Origin of the sequence: Diaphorobacter sp. J5-51, assembly GCF_001023515.1 — a bacterium.
In the GTDB taxonomy this organism is placed as follows: domain Bacteria; phylum Pseudomonadota; class Gammaproteobacteria; order Burkholderiales; family Burkholderiaceae_C; genus Diaphorobacter; species Diaphorobacter nitroreducens.
The window spans coordinates 1-17,809 of the sequence record NZ_JSYI01000008.1; the positions used below are offsets into that span (position 1 = coordinate 1).

The 17,809-nt window shown below is 69.7% G+C and carries 16 protein-coding genes, 3 pseudogenes and 1 riboswitch; of the genes and pseudogenes, 9 read left to right on the top strand and 10 right to left on the bottom strand.

What is annotated here, in order from left to right:
- Positions 1-111 precede the first annotated feature (111 nt).
- From OX89_RS01300 to OX89_RS01325, 6 genes and pseudogenes are all read right to left on the bottom strand, one after another.
- Entirely contained in the window at positions 112-1,422 is a 1,311-nt protein-coding gene (locus tag OX89_RS01300) for a D-amino acid dehydrogenase (RefSeq protein WP_047349274.1), read from the bottom strand.
- A gap of 93 nt (positions 1,423-1,515) precedes the next feature.
- Positions 1,516-1,627: riboswitch (glycine riboswitch) on the bottom strand.
- Between the two features lie 171 nt (positions 1,628-1,798).
- Complete coding sequence (locus OX89_RS17860) at positions 1,799-2,911, bottom strand: peroxidase-related enzyme (RefSeq protein ID WP_084001960.1); 1,113 nt, start codon at positions 2,909-2,911, stop codon at positions 1,799-1,801.
- On the bottom strand, positions 2,908-4,386 hold the full coding sequence (locus OX89_RS01310; protein WP_047349275.1) for an NAD(P)-binding domain-containing protein: 1,479 nt from the start codon (positions 4,384-4,386) through the stop codon (positions 2,908-2,910). Before OX89_RS01310 ends, OX89_RS17860 begins: the two co-directional genes overlap by 4 nt.
- 32 nt (positions 4,387-4,418) lie before the next feature.
- Positions 4,419-5,207, bottom strand: a pseudogene (locus tag OX89_RS01315) (Bug family tripartite tricarboxylate transporter substrate binding protein); the annotation flags it as partial.
- Positions 5,208-5,475: 268 nt separating this feature from the next.
- Positions 5,476-5,673, bottom strand: a pseudogene (locus OX89_RS01320) (tripartite tricarboxylate transporter substrate binding protein); the annotation flags it as partial.
- A gap of 166 nt (positions 5,674-5,839) precedes the next feature.
- On the bottom strand, positions 5,840-6,256 hold the full coding sequence (locus OX89_RS01325) for a YXWGXW repeat-containing protein (RefSeq protein ID WP_011806969.1): 417 nt from the start codon (positions 6,254-6,256) through the stop codon (positions 5,840-5,842).
- A gap of 362 nt (positions 6,257-6,618) precedes the next feature.
- Here OX89_RS01325 and OX89_RS01330 point away from each other — a divergent pair, with 362 nt between their 5' ends.
- Positions 6,619-7,026 (top strand): host attachment protein, encoded by a 408-nt coding sequence (locus OX89_RS01330; protein ID WP_047349277.1) that lies wholly within the window; start codon positions 6,619-6,621, stop codon positions 7,024-7,026.
- Positions 7,027-7,051: 25 nt separating this feature from the next.
- Positions 7,052-7,405, top strand: a pseudogene (locus OX89_RS17865) (alcohol dehydrogenase catalytic domain-containing protein); the annotation flags it as partial.
- Positions 7,406-7,510: 105 nt separating this feature from the next.
- Here OX89_RS17865 and OX89_RS01335 read toward each other — a convergent pair.
- Positions 7,511-8,254 carry a helix-turn-helix transcriptional regulator gene (locus tag OX89_RS01335; RefSeq protein ID WP_047349278.1) on the bottom strand — a complete coding sequence of 248 codons (744 nt, stop codon included), beginning with the start codon at positions 8,252-8,254 and terminating at the stop codon, positions 7,511-7,513.
- A gap of 134 nt (positions 8,255-8,388) precedes the next feature.
- Here OX89_RS01335 and OX89_RS01340 point away from each other — a divergent pair, with 134 nt between their 5' ends.
- On the top strand, positions 8,389-10,344 hold the full coding sequence (locus OX89_RS01340; protein WP_047349279.1) for an MFS transporter: 1,956 nt from the start codon (positions 8,389-8,391) through the stop codon (positions 10,342-10,344).
- Positions 10,345-10,383: 39 nt separating this feature from the next.
- Here OX89_RS01340 and OX89_RS01345 read toward each other — a convergent pair whose 3' ends face one another.
- Complete coding sequence (locus tag OX89_RS01345) at positions 10,384-11,400, bottom strand: 1-aminocyclopropane-1-carboxylate deaminase (RefSeq protein WP_015914408.1); 1,017 nt, start codon at positions 11,398-11,400, stop codon at positions 10,384-10,386.
- Between the two features lie 140 nt (positions 11,401-11,540).
- Here OX89_RS01345 and OX89_RS01350 point away from each other — a divergent pair, with 140 nt between their 5' ends.
- The 5 genes from OX89_RS01350 (at position 11,541) to OX89_RS01370 (ending at position 15,185) form a co-directional block, all read left to right on the top strand.
- Positions 11,541-12,050: an Lrp/AsnC family transcriptional regulator gene (locus OX89_RS01350; RefSeq protein ID WP_015914407.1), complete on the top strand. Its 510-nt coding sequence runs from the start codon at positions 11,541-11,543 to the stop codon at positions 12,048-12,050.
- A 128-nt stretch (positions 12,051-12,178) separates the two neighbouring features.
- Positions 12,179-12,661: a YiaA/YiaB family inner membrane protein gene (locus OX89_RS01355; protein WP_015914406.1), complete on the top strand. Its 483-nt coding sequence runs from the start codon at positions 12,179-12,181 to the stop codon at positions 12,659-12,661.
- A gap of 23 nt (positions 12,662-12,684) precedes the next feature.
- The gene (locus OX89_RS01360; RefSeq protein WP_084001961.1) at positions 12,685-13,143 is read left to right on the top strand and encodes a hypothetical protein; all 459 of its coding nucleotides are present in this window, start codon (positions 12,685-12,687) and stop codon (positions 13,141-13,143) included.
- Between the two features lie 2 nt (positions 13,144-13,145).
- Positions 13,146-13,946: a DUF2145 domain-containing protein gene (locus OX89_RS01365; RefSeq protein ID WP_047349280.1), complete on the top strand. Its 801-nt coding sequence runs from the start codon at positions 13,146-13,148 to the stop codon at positions 13,944-13,946.
- Between the two features lie 78 nt (positions 13,947-14,024).
- The gene (locus OX89_RS01370) at positions 14,025-15,185 is read left to right on the top strand and encodes a serine endopeptidase (protein ID WP_047349281.1); all 1,161 of its coding nucleotides are present in this window, start codon (positions 14,025-14,027) and stop codon (positions 15,183-15,185) included.
- On the opposite strand, the gene OX89_RS01375 is transcribed toward OX89_RS01370, so the two are convergent.
- Together OX89_RS01375 and tgt are read right to left on the bottom strand one after the other, a co-directional pair.
- Positions 15,182-15,931 (bottom strand): DUF72 domain-containing protein, encoded by a 750-nt coding sequence (locus OX89_RS01375; RefSeq protein WP_047349282.1) that lies wholly within the window; start codon positions 15,929-15,931, stop codon positions 15,182-15,184. The genes OX89_RS01370 and OX89_RS01375 overlap by 4 nt on opposite strands.
- A 79-nt stretch (positions 15,932-16,010) precedes the next feature.
- Positions 16,011-17,183 carry a tRNA guanosine(34) transglycosylase Tgt gene (gene tgt, locus OX89_RS01380; protein ID WP_015914401.1) on the bottom strand — a complete coding sequence of 391 codons (1,173 nt, stop codon included), beginning with the start codon at positions 17,181-17,183 and terminating at the stop codon, positions 16,011-16,013.
- A gap of 102 nt (positions 17,184-17,285) precedes the next feature.
- On the opposite strand from tgt, the gene OX89_RS01385 reads away from it, so the two are divergent.
- A complete protein-coding gene (locus OX89_RS01385; RefSeq protein WP_047349283.1) occupies positions 17,286-17,774 on the top strand; it encodes a universal stress protein in 489 nt (162 codons plus the stop codon).
- The last annotated feature ends 35 nt before the right edge of the window (positions 17,775-17,809 follow it).

Here is a 17,809-nt window from a genome sequence, read left to right on the forward strand (position 1 = left end):
CGCCTGGCCCTTTTTGATCGCAACGCATCTGGCAAAAATAGTGTGAGCAGGCCCTAGCGCCCGTCCATCAAGCGCAAGCAGCTATGCAATGCATAGCGCCGTGGCGCTTGCTCAAACGCCGATGACGGCGGGGCGGGGCGCCGCAGCAGGGCGCGGCAGGCCGCAGAACGCGAAGTCCAGCTCCGGCTCCAGCCCGCTCACGATGCGCGCGATGGACTTGCCCGAGCCGCAGGCGTGGGTCCAGCCCAGCGTGCCGTGGCCGGTGTTCAGGAACAGGTTGCCGTAGCGCGTCTTGCCGATCAGCGGCACGTTGCTCGGCGTGGCGGGGCGCAGGCCGCTCCAGAACTGCGCCTGGCTGGCATCGCCCGCGCCGGGAAAGAGCTGCTCCACGCGCCGCACGATGGCTTCGCAGCGCACGGCGTTCAGCGCGCGCTCGTAGCCGTTGAGCTCGGCCGTCCCCGCGATGCGCAGCCGGTCGCCCTGCGCGCTGGTGTAGCGCGAGAAGACCAGCTTGTACTCATCGTCCGTCAGGCTCACCTGGTAGGCGGCGGCCGTGTCGCGCACCGGCAGCGTCACCGAATAGCCCTTGGCCGGGTAGATCGGCAGGCGCAGGCCCAGGGGCTGGGCCAGCAGCGGGGTGAATGCGCCCAGCGCCAGCACGTAGGCGTCGCCGCGCACGCGCTCGTAGCCGCCGGCCTCGTTGGTGATCTCCACATGGTCGATGGCGCCGCCCGCCGGGTGCAGCGCGGTGATGTGGCAGCCCAGGCGGAATTGCACGCCCGCGGCCTGGGCCACGCCGGCCAGCGCGCGCGTGAACAGGTGGGCGTCACCGGACTCGTCCTCCGCCGTGTAGGTGGCGCCCGTCAGCTGCGGGCGGACGTGGGCCAGGGCCGGCTCGATGCGCACGGCCTCGTCCGCGTCCACCACGCGGCGGTGGCAGCCCAGCGCACGCATCTGCTCGGCGGGCGCCAGCGCGGCGTCGAACTCCTGGGTGCTGGTGTAGAAGTGCAGGATGCCCTGTGTGCGCTGGTCGTACTGCAGGCCCGTGTCGGTGCGCAGTTGCTGCAGCGTGCTGCGGCTGTAGCTGCCCAGGCTCACGATCTGCTCGATGTTGTGGCGCGTGCGCGCGGGCGTGCATTCGCGCAGGAATTGCAGGCCCCAAAGCCACTGGCGCATGTCCGCGCGCAGGCGAAACAACAGCGGCGCATCCTCTTTGCCCAGCCACTGCAGCACCTTGAGCGGCGCGCCGGGGTTGGCCCAGGGCTCGGCGTGGCTGACCGAGATCTGGCCGCCGTTGGCGAAGCTGGTTTCCGCACCGGGCACAGCCTGCCGGTCGATGACGGTGACCTCGTGGCCGAGTTGCTGGAGGAAGTACGCAGAGGTGGTGCCGACGACGCCGGCGCCCAGAACGATCACGCGCATGGTTTACAAGCCTTTTTCAAGGTTTGCGCAGGCAGGGCGCGCGCGAGCAGCTATTGAATAAATAGCGAACAGCGGGCGCGACCTGGCCTGGCTGCCGCTCCCCCTGTCCTTGGTACCTGAGAGATTCATGCCGCGCGGGACCGTGCGCGGCACTTGCTCCTTCGGTGCGCCACGGCGGGCGTGGCGGCTCTCCAGACGGCTGTGTGGGTGTGCAGTACGGAACCTGAGCGTGTATGGGAGTTTGCGCCTTCGGTGAAACGGCACATGGCCGTTTGCTCTCCTGCGCCGGCCATCGTAGTGGCCCGGGCGCGGCGGCCCCAGCGGGCTAACCCTCAGACCATGAACACGCTCTCAGGGCGGGGCGCCGGGTGCATGCTCAGGGGTAGACCGCTTCGCCCAGGTTGAGCATGAGGCGGTTGGCCCAGGCGAACAGCGCGGCGGCGTGCACCGTGTCCAGGATTTCCAGGTCGCTCAGGCCCGCGGCGCGCAGCGGCGCGATGTGCTGCGGCCCGAATGCACCGGGCGCGCGCGTGAGCGCGGCGCTGGCCTGCGCCAGGGCGCGTTCGCGGGCGTTGGTGCCGGCGCTGTCGGGGTCGGCGAAGATCTGCGCGATCACGTCGTTGCGCTTGGCCAGCTGCTCGAAGCGCTGCGCATGCACCGACGCGCAGTACACGCAGCCGTTGATGCGCGAGACCACGGTGGTGGCCACCTCGCGCTCGGCGCGCGGCAGGCCGCCAGGCGCGTACATGATGGCGTTGAACGCCTCAGAGCGCTCGGCGAGCACGCGGGGCTGGTGCGCCAGCACGAGGTAGAAGTCCGACGTGCGTGCCTTGGGGTGGCTTGCGTCCAGCACGGCGTTCTGCTCGGCGCTGGCGGTGGCGGGGTCCACCACGGGCAGCCAGGCCTTCCAGTCCAGCGTCTCGCTGGTGTAGCCGGCCAGGCGCAGCGGCTCGCCGGGCGGGGGCAGGTTGGCGGGGTGCACGAAGGGCGCTTCTGGCGTTGTGGCGGCAGCGACCGGCTTGGCTGCGGTGCCCGCGGGGCCGAGGGCGGCCAGCGCCGCCACGCCTGCCACCAACCGCGCCTGGTAGGCCACGAAGCCGATGAGCTGCGCGAGCAGCACCACGTCCGGCGTGGCGAGGCCCGCCTGGGGCAGGGCGAGCAGGGCCGCGCGGTCGGCCGCGGCGGGCTGCGTGGCCAGCAGCTGCGTGAAATGCGTGATGGCTTGCCAGCGCGCATCCGCCAGCGGGGCTGGCAGGCCGGCCAGGCGCGCGCCGTAATGGTCGGCCAGCGTTGCCACGCCGCTGGCGGCCGCCACGGCCTGGGCCACGGACAGGCGCTCGGCCAGCGCCAGGCCCCCGGGCAGTGCGGGCGCGAGCAGCAGGTCTTCGCAGGCCTGGGTGGCGGTGATGGCCTTGGCGCGCTGTTGGCGCGCGGCCTGGGCATGGGGGGCATGGCCCAGGCGGGCGAGTTGGTCGATGGTGTCGGTCATGGCGAAGGCAGGATGCGTTGGGAGGTGTCGGCGGGCGTCCATTCGTCGCCCAGCAGTTCCGGCTCGGCATAGGCCTGCAGCGCGGCGAAGTGGTGCTCCACGTCCTCGCGGTACAGCAGGCCGGCGATGCCGCTGGCCAGGCGCCGTGCGCCGTCGCTGATGGCGGGAATGTCGCCCGACACCGTGCCGTGTGACAGCGCCGCCGGGTAGCAGAAGCAGTGGATGCGGTCCAGGCCGGGACAGGCGCCGGCGGTTTTCTCGCGGAATTCGAACACCGGGCCGAGGTCGGGCGAGTCGGACAGTTCGCGGTCTTCATCGCCGGCGGGCGGCTGGTAGCGCTCGCCCCAGGTGCGGACATGGCGCGCAAACGGCGCGAATTCGGGCTTTTGTGCCCAGTCGATCACGAAGCCCGTGGCGAGAACCAGGAAGTCGAACGCAAACGTGCCCTGGGCCGTCGCCACGTGCAGCGCGTCGCCCACCTGCGTAACGCCCTGCACCGCGCAACCGAAGTGGAAGAAGGCGTTGGCGTGGCCGGACACGCGCAGCGTGCTGCCGTGCGGCGGCGGCACCTGCTGCACGTTGATGTAATGGCGGATGCGCCACTTCCATGCGTCGGGCAGGTCGTGGTGCCCCTGCGTGAGGCCGGGCACGCCCGAGCCCTTGGACTTGTTCACCGTGGGCATCACCGCGCGGCGCGCGATCAGGTCCACGCTGGCGGCGCCGCATTCCAGCGCCGTGCCGGCGCTGTCCATCGCGGACGAGCCCATGCCGATCACGCCCACGCGCTTGCCCTTGAGCGTGGCGTAGTCCAGCACGTCGGACGAATGCGCCCACAGGCCGCCCTGTGCGGCGTGGCGCACGCCGTGCATGAAGGCAGGGACCTGCGGGCCGCCCAGGCCGTCGCGGCCCGTGGCCAGCACCACGCGGCGCGCCAGCCAGGTGGCGTGGCCGGCGGGGGCCTGCACGTCCACCGCCACCAGGCCGTCGGCGCGTGGGTGCACGGCGGTGACGGTGTGTTCATTGCGCACGTCGGCCTGCGTCACGCGGCGGTACCAGCGCAGGTAGTCCATCCACTGCAGGCGCGGGATCTTGTCGAGCGCGGCCCAGGCCTCGCGGCCCCACTGGGCCTCGAACCAGGCGCGGAAGGTGAGCGAGGGCACGCCGAGCGCGGGGCCGGTGAGCTCCTTGGGCGAGCGCAGCGTGTCCATGCGCGCCGTGGTGGCCCAGGGGCCCTCGTAATCGGCGGGCGCGCGGTCCAGCAGCACGGCGGCAATACCCTGCTGCGCCAGCGCCATGCTGGCCGCCAGGCCCGCCTGGCCGGCACCGATGATGAGCACGTCGGTGACGGGCTGCCCTTCATGGGTGCGTGGCGGCAGCCATGCGCGGGCGCGCCAGTTGAGGGTGAGCAGGTCGTGCCGCAGGCGGTCTTCGAGGGCGGCCAGGCCGGCCGCCCCCAGGGGAAGCGAAAGTGACATGGAGGGCGTCGAAGAAAGCGTGGAGGGCGAAATCAGTCGATGCTGATTTTGGCGTCCTTCACCACCTGCGCCCACTTCGCGCGGTCCTTGTGGACCGTCTGGCGGAACTGCTCGGGCGTTTCGATGCGCACCGTGTTGCCCTGCGACTCGAAGCGCTGGCGCACGTCGGGCTGCTCCAGCACCTCGCGCAAGGCGGTGTTCAGCTTCTGGACCACGGCCGGGTCGGTGCCCTTGGGCGCGAAGATGCCGAACCAGATCGAGCTGTCAAAGCCCTTGGTGCCGGGCAGGCCGCTGGCGCCGATGGGCGGCACCTCCTTCACGGCCGCCACGGGCTTGGCCGTGGTCACCCCCAGCAGGCGCACCTTGCCGGTCTTGTAGTGCGGCAGCACGGTCTGCACCTGGTTCATGATGCAGCAGGTCTCTCCGCGCAGCACGGAGGTGATGGCCTCGGGCCCACCCTTGTAGGGCACGTGCACCATGTTCAGGCCCAGGCGCGCATTCAGCTCGGCAAAGGCCATGTGCGTGCCCGTGCCGTTGCCGGTGGATGCGAAGTTGTACTTGCCCGGGTTGGCGCGCACGGTCTCGACGAACTCCTTGAGGTTCTTGGCGTCGATCACCGCGGGGTTGATGGTGAGCACGTTGGACACGTCGATCAGCGGGGCGACGGGCACGAAGTCGGCTTCCACGTCGAACGGCAGGTTCTTGTAGAGCGCGGCATTGCTGCCGTGCGTGGCGGCCGTGCCGAAGGCCAGGGTGTAGCCGTCGGCCTTGGCGCGGGCCACGTACTCACTGGCGATGTTGCCGGCCGCGCCGGACTTGTAGGGCCTGTTCACACTATTTTTGCCAGTGCGAATGGCGTGAAAACCGCGCCAATCTAGGCGCGTGACGACGCCAAGGCCGGGGCCTTGGCTAGGAGGGCAACGACGAATGGCGCGGTTCTCACTCCGTTCCCTCCGGGTTGCGATCAAAAAGGGCCATTCGCGGCGTTGCCAAGCCTCGCTGGGGTAGCACCCCAGCTTCGTTTGGCGCCTTGCGCCTGGCCCTTTTTGATCGCAACGCATCTGGCAAAAATAGTGTGAACAGGCCCTAGTCGATGACCACGGGCTGGCCGAGTTTCTGGCCCAGCGGCTCCTGCACCGCGCGCGCCACCACGTCCACGCCCGATCCGGCCGGAAAGCCCATGATCAGGGTGACGGGCTGCTTGGGCCAGTCTGTGGCCTGGGCGAGGGCGGATGTGACGGTCAGCAGCGTGGCCAGGGCGGCGGTGGCGTGGCGCAGGAGGGGCATGGCGAATTTCCTTGTGATGGGTCAGTGCAAGGCGGCGCCCTATCGTGTAGGCACAGCCGAAACACGCCCATTGTGGAGAAATTCACATGCGCACGCGCTATATGCATATGGACGGCCCGTCGCCGTCCCGGGCCATGCTGGGCGCGGACGACCGGCGCTCGGCCGTTCATCTCCGGTAGGGGTTGTCGGGCCGGCGGTCGTGGCGGTTGGGCACGCCGTCGCCATCGCGGTCCCAGCCGCCGCGCACGAAGCGCCATTGGTCACTGCGCTGCACCCAACGCGGCTGGCGGTAATGGTGGCCGTGGCGCACCTGCATCCACTGGCCGGGCACCCACACATGGCGGTGGCCGCGCCATTCCCAGTGGCCCTGCGACCAGACCATGCCGCGGCGCGGTGCAGGCACGCGCTCGTAGCGTGGAGGCGGTGGCGCGTGGTATTGCACCGCATAGGCGGGCGGTGCCGAGTAGTGGGGCGTGCCGGCCTGGATCACGACGGTGGCGTTGGTGGCCGCATGCGCGGCGCCTGCCAATGACAGCAGGGCGACGAGGCTGCCGGCTGCGGCAAGGGTGGTGGTGCGGACCATGGCGTTCTCCTGTGTTGTGGGATGCGGCGCGGGGCGCTGCGGGAGACTCCATGCTGCGGACCGCATGTCAACGTTTCGGGCGCGTTGTTGCATCCCCGGCAAAGGTGTGTGAGCAGGTGTGACGGCGGCCTTTCGGCGGGCAGGATTCAGGTGCTGGTAGGGCTGAAGCCCTTGTCAGCGAAGCGGTACAAGCTCCTTTTTCAATAGTGAGAGAGGCGCGACCAGTGCGCGGCGAGGCGCCGCGGTGCTTGGCGCGCCGCCCGCCACGCCACGATTGCTTGCATGTACCGTGGGATTGACCCCTCTGGGGCCGCCCCCCAAGATCAAACACCGCACACGGCTTGGAGAACTAGGGGCTTTGCATGGACACACCCAACTGGGCCCTGGTGGCCAATGGCTCGATGGCGCGCCTGCTGGAGCTTGACCCTGCGGCAGCCACGCACTGGACGGAAAGGCAATGCCTGATGCATCCGGCCGCCCGCCTGCATGGCAGTGCGGCGGGGCATGAGCCGCCCGGACATTCGATCGCAGGACGCAGCGGTCTGGCGCCGCGCAGCGAGGCCGCCGCGCAGGAGCGGCGCACCTTCGCGCGCGAGGTGGCCCACGCGCTGCGCGAGGCCGTGTTCGCGTCCAATCCTTTCCTCGGCGAGCTGATGGAACAGCTGGATGGTGTCACCCATCAGCGGCTGGTGGCCAGCCATGCACAGGATCTGACGCACCTGAGCTTGCAGGAGTTGGCGCGGCATTTGCAGGCAGAACGCGGCGGCTGACACGGCCCCGGTGTGAGGACCGACCATGCGCGCCATGGTGCTGGACGGACCCGGCCAGCCGCTGCGGCTGGCGGAGGTGCCGTGCCCCGTCCCGCAGGCAGGCCAGTTGCTGCTGGCGGTGCAAGCCTGCGGCGTGTGCCGCACGGATCTCCATCTGCGTGACGGCGAGCTGCCGGACGCGGTGTGGCCCCTTGTGCCGGGGCATGAGATCGTGGCCCGTGTCGCCGGCCTGGGGCCGGGCGTGCGGGGCTGGCGGCAGGGACCGCGGGTAGGCGTTCCTTGGCTGGGGTGGACCTGTGGGCACTGCCGGTTCTGCTCCAGTGGGCGCGAGAACCTGTGCGTGCAGGCGTGTGGGGGCGACGGATGGTCCAGTGTGGGCACCGCGAAGGGGGAAGTCAATGGCAGGCCGACTGCGTCGGGTTTTGGGTGTTTTAAGGCGCTGGCACCCGTCCATCAAGCGCCACAAGCTATTAATATAGGAGCATCACGGCCTTGCGGTGCGGCGCATCTGGGCAAAGGCCTCGAACTCCCAGCTGCGCATGGCCAGCAGCAGGGTGTAGCCCTCGCGCTCACGCTCGGGCAGGCGCTGGTCGGCCAGGTGCTGCTGCGCGAAATCCTGCGCCACGCGTTGCAGCCGCTCGGTGAACGCGGGCGCCAGGCTGCGTGCGATGGAGCCGTGCACCAGCAGCACGCCCTCGCCCGGCGCGTCGAAGCCGCCGTTGAAGTAGTCCAGCAGTGCATGGTCGCGGAAGTAGTGCATCACCGGCCCGTGCGGGCGCCAGCGGAAGGTCTTGGCAAGCTTCAGGCGGTAGCGGTTGAGCGGGCGCAGTTCGATGATGCCGATGCGGTCGAGCTGCGCCAGGTACTGGATGCCCTCGGCCTCGCTCAGCCGGTAGGTGGTGGTGATCTGCTCCAGGGTCCACTGGCTCAGCACGCAGATCGCCATCAGCAGTAGCTTCTTGTCGGCCACCACGGCCTTTTCCTGTTCCTGCGTCAGTTCGCTCAGCAGCGGCTGGCTGTCGGCCACGCGCCGCGCCAGGTCGGCAAAGTCCAGCCGCAGCACGCGGCAGATGGCGTCGATGCGCGACAGCGGCATGTCGCCCTTGGCCAGCATGCGCTTGACGCTGGACTCGGCCATGCCCAGCGCTTGTGCCAGGCTGGCATAGGTCATCTGGGCGGACTTGAGTTCCTTCTTCAGGGCGATGACGAGGTCGGCGGTGGTGCTCATGGGGTGCTGGAGGTGAAAAGTATCGAATGGCGATACCCTAAGTGTGATCCAAGCCACCAAGGCCCACAAGCGGCTGGCCTGTGCGGGCTTTGTGCGCACAATGCGCGGCACCTTCACACCCCAGCACACCGCATATGAGCGCGCAGCACCCCGTGACCTTGTCGCCCACCGCCCAGCCTGCCGAGGCGGCGGCGCACCCCAACCAGTTCGCGCTGCTGCGCCAGCGCCGCTTCGCGCCGTTCTTCTGGACGCAGTTCGCCGGCGCGGCCAACGACAACCTGTTCAAGTTCGCCTTCACGGTGATGGTGACCTACCAGCTCAGCGTGTCGTGGATGCCGCCGGCGCTGGCAGGCCTGGTGATCGGGGCGCTGTTCATCCTGCCGTTCCTGCTGTTCTCGGCCACGGCGGGGCAGCTCACCGACAAATACGAGAAGACGCGCATCATCCGCTTCGTGAAGAACCTGGAGGTCGCCATCATGCTGGTGGCGGGCGCGGGTTTCGTGGCCGGCAGCGCGGCCATCCTGCTGGGCTGCGTGTTCCTGATGGGGCTGCATTCCACGCTGTTCGGGCCGGTGAAGTTCGCCTACCTGCCGCAGGCCTTGAACGAGCGCGAGCTGACGGGCGGCAACGGCATGGTGGAGATGGGCACCTTCGTCGCCATCCTGCTGGGCAACGTGGCGGGCGGGCTGCTGGTGGCGCTGCCGGGCATCGGCCACACCACGGTGGCGTTGGCCTGTCTGGCGCTGGCTTTGCTGGGCCGCTTGGTGGCGCAGTTCATTCCGCCGGCCCCGGCCACCGACCCGGGCCTGACGGTGAACTGGAACCCGGTCAGCGAGACGTGGCGCAACCTGAAGCTGGCGCACGGCAACACCGTGGTGTTCCGCTCGCTGCTGGGCATCTCGTGGATGTGGTTCTTCGGCGCGGTGTTCCTGTCGCAGTTCCCCAGCTTCGCCAAGGACGTGCTGCATGGCAACGAACAGGTGGCGTCGCTGCTGCTGGTGGTGTTCTCGGTGGGCATTGGCATCGGCTCGCTGCTGTGCGAGGTGCTGAGCCGCCGTCATGTGGAGATCGGCCTGGTGCCGCTGGGCGCCATCGGCATGAGCGTGTTCGCCATCGACCTGTACTTCGCCTCGCGGGCCCTGCCGCCGTCGGAGGTGCTCACCCTGGCGGCCTTCGCGGCGCAGCCCGCGCACTGGCGCGTGATGGCCGACCTGCTGCTGCTGTCGCTGTTCGCGGGCCTGTACAGCGTGCCCATGTACGCGTTGATCCAGATGCGCAGCCAGCCCACGCACCGCGCGCGCATCATCGCCGCCAACAACATCCTCAACGCGCTGTTCATGATCGCCAGTGCCGTGCTCGCGGGGGCGCTGCTGTCGGCGGGCTTCACGGTGCCGCAGATCTTCCTGTTCACGGCAATAGCCAATGCGGTGGTGGCGTTCTACATCTTCCTGCTGGTGCCCGAGTACCTGCTGCGCTTCGTGGCCTGGGTGCTGTCGCGCTGCATCTACCGTTTCAAGGTGCGCGGCGACGAGCACATTCCCACGGAGGGCGCGGCCATCCTGGCCTGCAACCATGTGAGCGTCGTCGATGCCGTGCTGCTGATGGCGGCCAGCCCCCGCCCCATCTACTTCATCATGGACCACCGCATCTTCCGCATCCCGGTGCTGGGTGCGCTGTTCCGCCTGGCCAAGGCCATTCCCGTCGCGCCGCAAAAGGACGATGCCGCCACCTACGAAGCCGCGTTCGAGCGCGCGGCCCAGGTGCTGAAGGACGGCGACCTGCTCGCCATCTTCCCCGAGGGCGGCATCACGCGCGACGGGCAACTGCAGGCGTTCAAGGGCGGCATCATGAAGATCATCGAACGCGCGCAGGCCGACGGCGTGCAGGCGCCGGTGGTGCCCATGGCGTTGACCAACCTGTGGGGCTCGTTCTTCAGCCGCATCGAGCAGGGCGGCGCCATGGTGCGGCCGTTCCGCCGAGGCATGTTCAACCGCGTGGGGCTGAACGTGGGCGCGCCGCTGCCGGCTGCCGAGGTGCAGCCAGCCCTGCTGCGTGAGCGGGTGGCGGGGCTGCTTCAGATCAGCGCCTGAGCCAGCAGGCGCCCCAGGGCCTGCGCATCCGCTGCGGCTTCAGCCGTTGCGAAAAAGAAAGCTGTACGCGTTCAGGGCCGGCACGCCGCCCAGATGCGCGTACAGCACCTTCGATCCGGCCGGGAATTCGCCGTTGCGCACCCGCTCGATCATGCCGTGCATGGACTTGCCCTCGTACACCGGGTCCGTGAGCATGCCCTCCTGGCGAGCGCACAGGCGGATGGCTTCCAGCGTGCCTTCATTGGGCAGGCCGTATTCCGGGCCGCCGTAGCGCGTGTCCAGCACCACATCCTCGGCAGTGATGTCCTGGCCCAGCTCCACCAGATCGGCGGTGCTCTGCGCGATGCGCAGGATCTGCGCGTGGGTCTTCTCGGGCGTGGCGGATGCGTCGATGCCGATCACCCGGCGCGCGCGCCCGTCGGCGGCAAAGCCCACCACCATGCCCGCCTGCGTGCTGCCCGTGACCGAGCACACGACGATGTAGTCGAACCGAAAGCCCAGCTCCTTTTCCTGCTGGCGCACCTCTTCGGCAAAGCCGACGAAGCCCAGGCCGCCATAAGGGTGCTCGGAGCAGCCAGCAGGAATGGGAAAGGGCTTGCCGCCGGCCTGCTTCACGTCCGCCATGGCCTGCTCCCAGCTCGGGCGGATGCCGATGTCGAAGCCCGCCGCGTCCAGGCGCACGTCGGCGCCCAGGATGCGGCTCATCTCGATGTTGCCGACGCGGTCGTACACCGCGTCGCTGTAGTTGACCCAGTTCTCCTGCACCAGCACGCACTTGAGTCCCAAGTGCGCGGCCACGGCGGCCACCTGGCGCGTCTGGTTGGACTGGATGCCGCCGATGGACACCAGCGTGTCGTAGCCGCCGGCAATCGCCTCGGGGATCAGGTACTCCAGCTTGCGCGTCTTGTTGCCGCCGAAGGCCAGGCCCGAGTTGCAGTCCTCCCGCTTGGCGTAGAGCTCCACCTTGCCGCCCAGGTGCTGCGACAGGCGCTTGAGCGGCTGGATGGGCGTGGGGCCGAAGGTCAGGGGATGGCGGGGGAATTTCTGCAGGTTCATGGCGGTGTTCCGGTCGATGGGGAAGGTGCCTTGCATCGTAGGAAAACCGCGCATTAACAGGGTTGTGAAATAAGATGATTTCAAGAATCAAAAAAAGTACTCAACGCCAAATAGCAGTATTTCATTTCTCCAATCAAGCCATGGCCGCAATAAAAAAACGCAACGTGAATGCCGCGGCAGAGGGTGCCGAGGTGGACCGCACCGACCGCGCCATCCTGCGCCTGCTGCAGCGCGACGCGTCGCTGTCCAACGTGGCCCTGGCGGCCAAGGTGCACCTGAGCCCGCCGGCCTGCCTGCGCCGCGTGGAGCGGCTCAAGCGGCTGGGCTTCATCGATGGCGTGGTGGCGCGGCTGAACCCGCAGGCGGTGGGTGCGGGCATGCTGGTGATGATCGGCGTGGTGCTGGACCGCTCCACGCCCGAGTCGTTCTCGGCCTTCGAGAAGGCGGCGGCCAAGATCTCGGGCTGCATGGAATGCCACGTGGTCACGGGCGAGTTCGACTACTTCATGCTGATCCGCACGCGCGACAGCGAGAGCTTCAACCGCCTGCATGCCGAGCAGCTGCTGTACCTGCCGGGCGTGCGGCAGGTGCGCTCGTTCATGGTGCTGCGCAACGTGCTGTCCACCACCGAGCTGCCGCTGGCGATCTGAATGCGGTATCGCATGGCGATACTTTTCGCCGCTGGATAGGTTACTGCGTCGGAATATCGGCTGCTTTGGCGCCGCGCGGCCGCAGCATCCGCCCCGTGTTCAACCAACGCCTGCGGGCACCGACCACCATGCATTCCTCTACCCCCACCCTCCAGCGCGACACGCGGGCCTGGCAGTTCCAGGTGTGGGCCTCGTTCGGCATCGCCGTGTTCCTGTGCGCCACCGGCCTGGCCTGGCTGCCGGGCGAGCGGCTGGAGGTGGCCTTCATGTTCATGGGCTACGTGTTCTGCCTGTCGGCGGCCTTCATGCTGGCCAAGTTCGTGCGCGACAACCAGGGCGCGCGCCGCGGCGCCGGCCAGGGTGGTGGCGACACCCCGCTGTGGAAGCTCGTCGTCTGGGGCGGCTTTGCCGTGGCCATGGGGCTCACCGGCTGGGGGCTGTGGGGCATGGCGATCAGCGCCACCTACAAGGCCTTTTTGGGCGTGAGCTGGCTGTACCTCATCACCTGCGCGTTCACGCTGGCCAAGATGCTGCGCGACCGCCACGAGGCGGATCTGGCCGACGCCCGCCTGCGCAGCCGCCTGCAGGCCCGCACCGAGGCCGCTGAATGATGCCCGCCGCGCAGGAGACCCACATGCCAACCCTTTTTCGCGAAACCTTCGCCCCCGCGCTGCTGGCGCTGGGCCTGCTGTGCGGCGCGGCGCTGCCGGCGCGGGCGCACAGCGAGGCCTCTGCCGCGCTGTCGCTGATGCCGGTGGCCTCCGTGGTCGTGGCCGCGGGCGGGGCGTCCGCGGCGGCGGGCGCCGTGGTGGCCCTGCCGGCGGCGCTGTCGGTGGGCGGCGCGGTGCTCACGGTGAAGGCCGTGCAGGCCTCGGCCACGGGCACGGTGTACCTGCTGGAGCGTGCATCGGACGGCGCCCAGGCCAGCGTGGAGGTCTCGGGCCGCGCCGCCGGTGCCGCCAGTGGTGCCGTGGGCACGGTGCTCACCTGCAGCGTGATCGGCACGGGCGTGATCCTGTCGGCCGCGGGCGAGGTGCTGGCCTTCGTGCCCAACGCGCTGGGCCGCGCGCTGCTGCACAACGAAAGGCTCTGACCATGCGCACCCTGCACTGGATCGCGGCCGCCGCCCTGGCACTGGCGGCCATGGCGGCACATGCGGGCCGCTCCTGCGAGCCGCGCCAACCCACGGCGCAGACCATCGCCCAGGGCATGCAGCTGGCGCAGCAGACGGCCCAGGCGCTGGACGCCAGCGGCGCCCGCGTGGTGGTGCTGGCGCGCGCGGGGCAGGACTTGTCCCGCTACGGCCTGCGCTACTCGCACCTGGGCTGGGCCTACAAGACGCCCGAGGGCCCGTGGCGCGTGGTGCACAAGCTCAACGACTGCGGCACCGCCGTGGCCGCCGTGTACCGCCAGGGGCTGGGCGAGTTCTTCCTGGACGACCTGTGGCGCCACGAGGCCGTGTGGGCCGTGCCCACGCCCGCCGTGCAGCAGGCGCTGCTGCCCGTGCTGGCCGACGGCGCGCGCGCCACGCGGCTGCACCAGCGTGCCTACAGCATGGTGAGCTATGCGTGGGGCACGACCTACCAGCAGTCCAACCAGTGGGCGCTGGAGACCCTGGCCCTGGCCATGGAGCCCGAGCGCGCCCACACCCGCGCGCAGGCCCAGGCCTGGCTGCGGCTGCAGGGCTACCAGCCCACGGTGCTGCGCATCGGGCCGCTCACGCGGCTGGGCGGGCGCATGACGGCGGCCAACGTCGCCTTCGACGACCATCCGCCCGCGCAGCGCTACGCCGACCGCATCGGGACCGTGACGGTGGACTCCGCCCTCGCATGGCTGCAGCATGCGCGGCTGGCGGGCGCCCCGCAGGTGCAGGTGCTGGGCCCGGAGAAGTTTTAAGCAAAAATGGGCTCTTGCGCTTATCCATCAAGCGCGAGCAGCTGCTATTTCAATAGCAAACATCGTGAGGGATCACACATGAGCAAGGCATTGCGACTGTCGGAGAAATGGTTTCGCCGCGGCCTGTGGCTGGTGGCGCTGGTGTTCGCCAGCTTTCTGATCGGGCTGGGCGGCACCATCGTGGGCGACCTGCCCAAGGTGGAGGCGCCCCTGCAGCTGGACGACTTCCTGGACCGCAACGCCGCCCAGGCGCTGCGCGCCCAGGTCAAGGAAGCGCGCCAGGCCGAGCAGGAGGCCCAGACCGCGCTGGAGCAGGCCCGGCTGCAGCACGCCAAGGCGCGCAGCGAGACGCAGGCCGAGCGCGAGACCTTCAGCAACTGGCTGGCCGCACGCCGCGCCACCCAGCGCGCCGAGCACGACCCCGAGGTGATCGCGCGCACCCAGGCGCTGGACGCCCTCAAGGCCCAGGAGCGCCGGGCCCAGCAGGCCGTGCAGGCGCAAGACCAAGCCCTGCTGGACGCGCGCCAGGCCGCGCAGGCCGCGCAGCAGCGCCTGGGGCGCCTGGAGCAGGGCGGCTACGAGAAGATGGCCGCCGAGCGGCGCAAGGTGGAGTTGCGCGTGTTCCTCTACCGCCTGGCGCTCACGCTGCCGCTGCTGGTGGCGGCAGGCTGGCTGTTCGCCAAAAAGCGCAAGAGCACCTGGTGGCCGTTCGTGTGGGGCTTCATCTTCTTCGCGGTGTTCGCGTTCTTCGTGGAGCTGGTGCCCTACCTGCCCAGCTATGGCGGCTATGTGCGCTACGTGGTGGGCATCGTGGTCACGGCGCTGGTGGGGCGCTACGCGATCCTTGCGCTCAACCGCTACCTGGAACGCCAGAAGCAGGCCGAGGCCCTGCCCGAGCAGGAGCGCCGCAAGGAGCTGGGCTACGACGTGGCCCTGGCACGCCTGGCCAAGGGCGTGTGCCCGGGGTGCGAACGGCTGGTGGACCTGAAGGACGGGGTGACCGACTTCTGCCCGCACTGCGGCATCGGCCTGTTCGACCGCTGCGGTGCCTGCGGCACGCGCAAGAGCGCCTTCGCCCGTTTCTGCCATGCCTGCGGGGCCGGTGCGGCGCCGTCCGGGATGGCCTCGCCCGGTGCGGCCCCTGCGGGTGCTGTCCCCTCGGGCATGCCGCCCGCCGGTGCGGCCCCCACCGGTACGCCACCCCACGGTGCGATGCCCGGCGCGCCAGGGAATCGCTAGGCGCAGGCCTGGTGCAGGTCCAGCGCGTTGGCAGCCGCCGCGCCGCTGGCCGTGTTGTCGAAGATGCACCACACGCTGCGCGCCGCCAGGGTGGCGACCCGCAGCCGTGCCGCAAGCGCGTCGACCAGCGCCGCGTCATAGGCCGAGTAGTACACGCGCGGTGCGCCATGCAGCCGGCAGTAGACCAGGCCGGGCCAGCCGCCGGGCACTTCGCCGCCCGCGTGCAGCACCGGGTCGGCCAGCACGCGGCCGGCCTGCCAGGCGCGCAGCAGCGCGTCGCCCTCCGGCGTGAACCAGCTGGCGTGGCGCGGCTCCACGGCAACGCTGCCGTGGGGATGCCGTTCGCGCAGGCCGCGCAGGAACGCGTCGGCGACGGGCCGGTCGAGCCGCAGGCTGGGCGGCAATTGCACCAGCAGGCAGCCCAGGCGCTCCCCCAGCCCCTGCGCCTGTTCCAGGAAAGCCTCCAGCAGCGTGTCCGTGCCCTTCAGGCGCGCCGTGTGCGTGATGCTGCGTGGCAGTTTGACGCTGAAGCGGAACGCTGGCGGCGTGGACGCGGCCCAGCGCTCGAAGGTGCTGCGCTGGTGGGGGCGGTAGAACGATGAATTGATCTCCACGGCGGGCAGCCGGGCGGCGTAGCGCTCCAGGTGTGAGCCTTCGGCCGGGAACCGGTGCCGGCTGCCCTGCGGCACGTTCCACCCCGCGGTGCCGATGTGCAGCGGCGCGGCCGTCGACGGTCGTGTGTCCATCGCGCCAGCATAGGAAGGACGGCGCGGCGCCGCGCGCGGCCTGCGCCGGCCGTCGCCGTCAGCCGCCGCCTACGCGGCGCTACACGCCGCGTGCGCGCTCGGCCTTGAAGCGCGCGCGGAATGCGCCGAACTGGCCGGCATCCAGCGCTTCGCGCACCTCGCGCATCAGGTTCAGGTAGTAGTGCAGGTTGTGGATGGTGGTGAGCATGGGCCCCAGCATCTCGCCGCAGCGGTCCAGGTGGTGCAGGTAGGCGCGCGAGAAGCCGCCGCGGCCCCCGTCGTTCCAGCTCACGCCCTCGGTGCCCGCGCAGGCGTGGCAGGTACAGCTCGGGTCCAGCGGCTGGTGGTCGGTCTTGTGGCGGGCGTTGCGGATCTTCAGGTCGCCATAGCGCGTGAACAGCGTGCCGTTGCGCGCATTGCGCGTGGGCATCACGCAGTCGAACATGTCCACGCCCTGGGCCACGCCCTCCACCAGGTCCTCGGGCGTGCCCACACCCATCAGGTAGCGGGGCTTGTGCGCGGGCAGGCGGTGGGGCGTGTGCGCCATGATGTCCAGCATCTCGTCCTTGGGCTCGCCCACGCTCACGCCGCCCACGGCGTAGCCGGGAAAGTCCATCTCCACCAGGGCTTCGAGCGATTCCTGGCGCAGGTTCTTGTACATGCCGCCCTGCACGATGCCGAACAGCGCGTTGGGGTTGCCCAGGCGCTCGAATTCATTCTTGGAACGCACCGCCCAGCGGCGGCTCATCTCCATGCTCTTGCGCGCCTCGGCCTCGGTGGTCTTGTGGCCGTTGGTCTCGTAGGGCGTGCACTCGTCCAGCTGCATCACGATGTCGCTGTTGAGCGTGGTCTGGATCTGCATGCTCACCTCGGGCGACATGAACAGCTTGTCGCCGTTCACGGGCGAGGCGAAATGCACGCCTTCTTCGGTGATCTTGCGCATGCTGCCCAGGCTCCAGACCTGGAACCCGCCCGAGTCCGTGAGGATGGGCTTGTCCCATTGCTCGAAGCCGTGCAGGCCGCCAAAGCTCTGCATCACGTCCAGGCCGGGCCGCATCCACAGGTGGAAGGTGTTGCCCAGGATGATCTGCGCGCCCATCTCGCGCAGGCTGCGCGGCATCACGCCCTTGACGGTGCCGTAGGTGCCCACGGGCATGAAGATGGGGGTCTGCACCACGCCGTGGTTGAGCGTGAGCGTGCCGCGGCGCGCGTGGCTGGAGGTGTCGGTGGCCAGGATTTCAAACTTGAGCATGGGCGCGATTGTCCCAGACTGCACCGGCGGGGATTGGTGCCCGTGGCGCCCCGCGCGGCCTACACTGACCCTATCGACACAGCATTGCAAGGAGGTGCCCCCATGTTCCGAATCCTGATCGCCGTTGATGGCTCCGAACTCGCGCTCGACGCCGTGCGCCATGGCGTGGCCCTGGTGCGCCGTGGCGGCCTGCAGGCCACGCTGGTGCTGGGCCACGTGCAGGAAGAGGCCTCGCTGATCGAGCTGGCCACGCAGGGCGCCGACGCCGTGGCCGCTGCGAGCGTGGAGGCGGGCCAGCACCTGATGGCATCGGCCGTGGCGATGGCGGAGGCCGCGGGCGTGCCGTATGAGACCGAGATCGGTCTGGGCCCCGTGGCGGCCACGCTGGTGGACATGGTGGAGCGCTGCGGCTGCGACGCGCTCATCATCGGCGCGCGCGGCCTGGGCGGGCTGCGCGGCACGTTGCTGGGCTCGGTGTCGCAGGCGCTGGTGCAGCAAAGTCCCGTGCCCGTCACCGTGGTCAAGCATGCGGAGCCGGAGGAACTGCCCGAGGATGACGACCAGGACGACGACGTAGGTGCGCAGGATTGACACCAGAAACAACGGGTCCCGCGGGACCCGTTGTG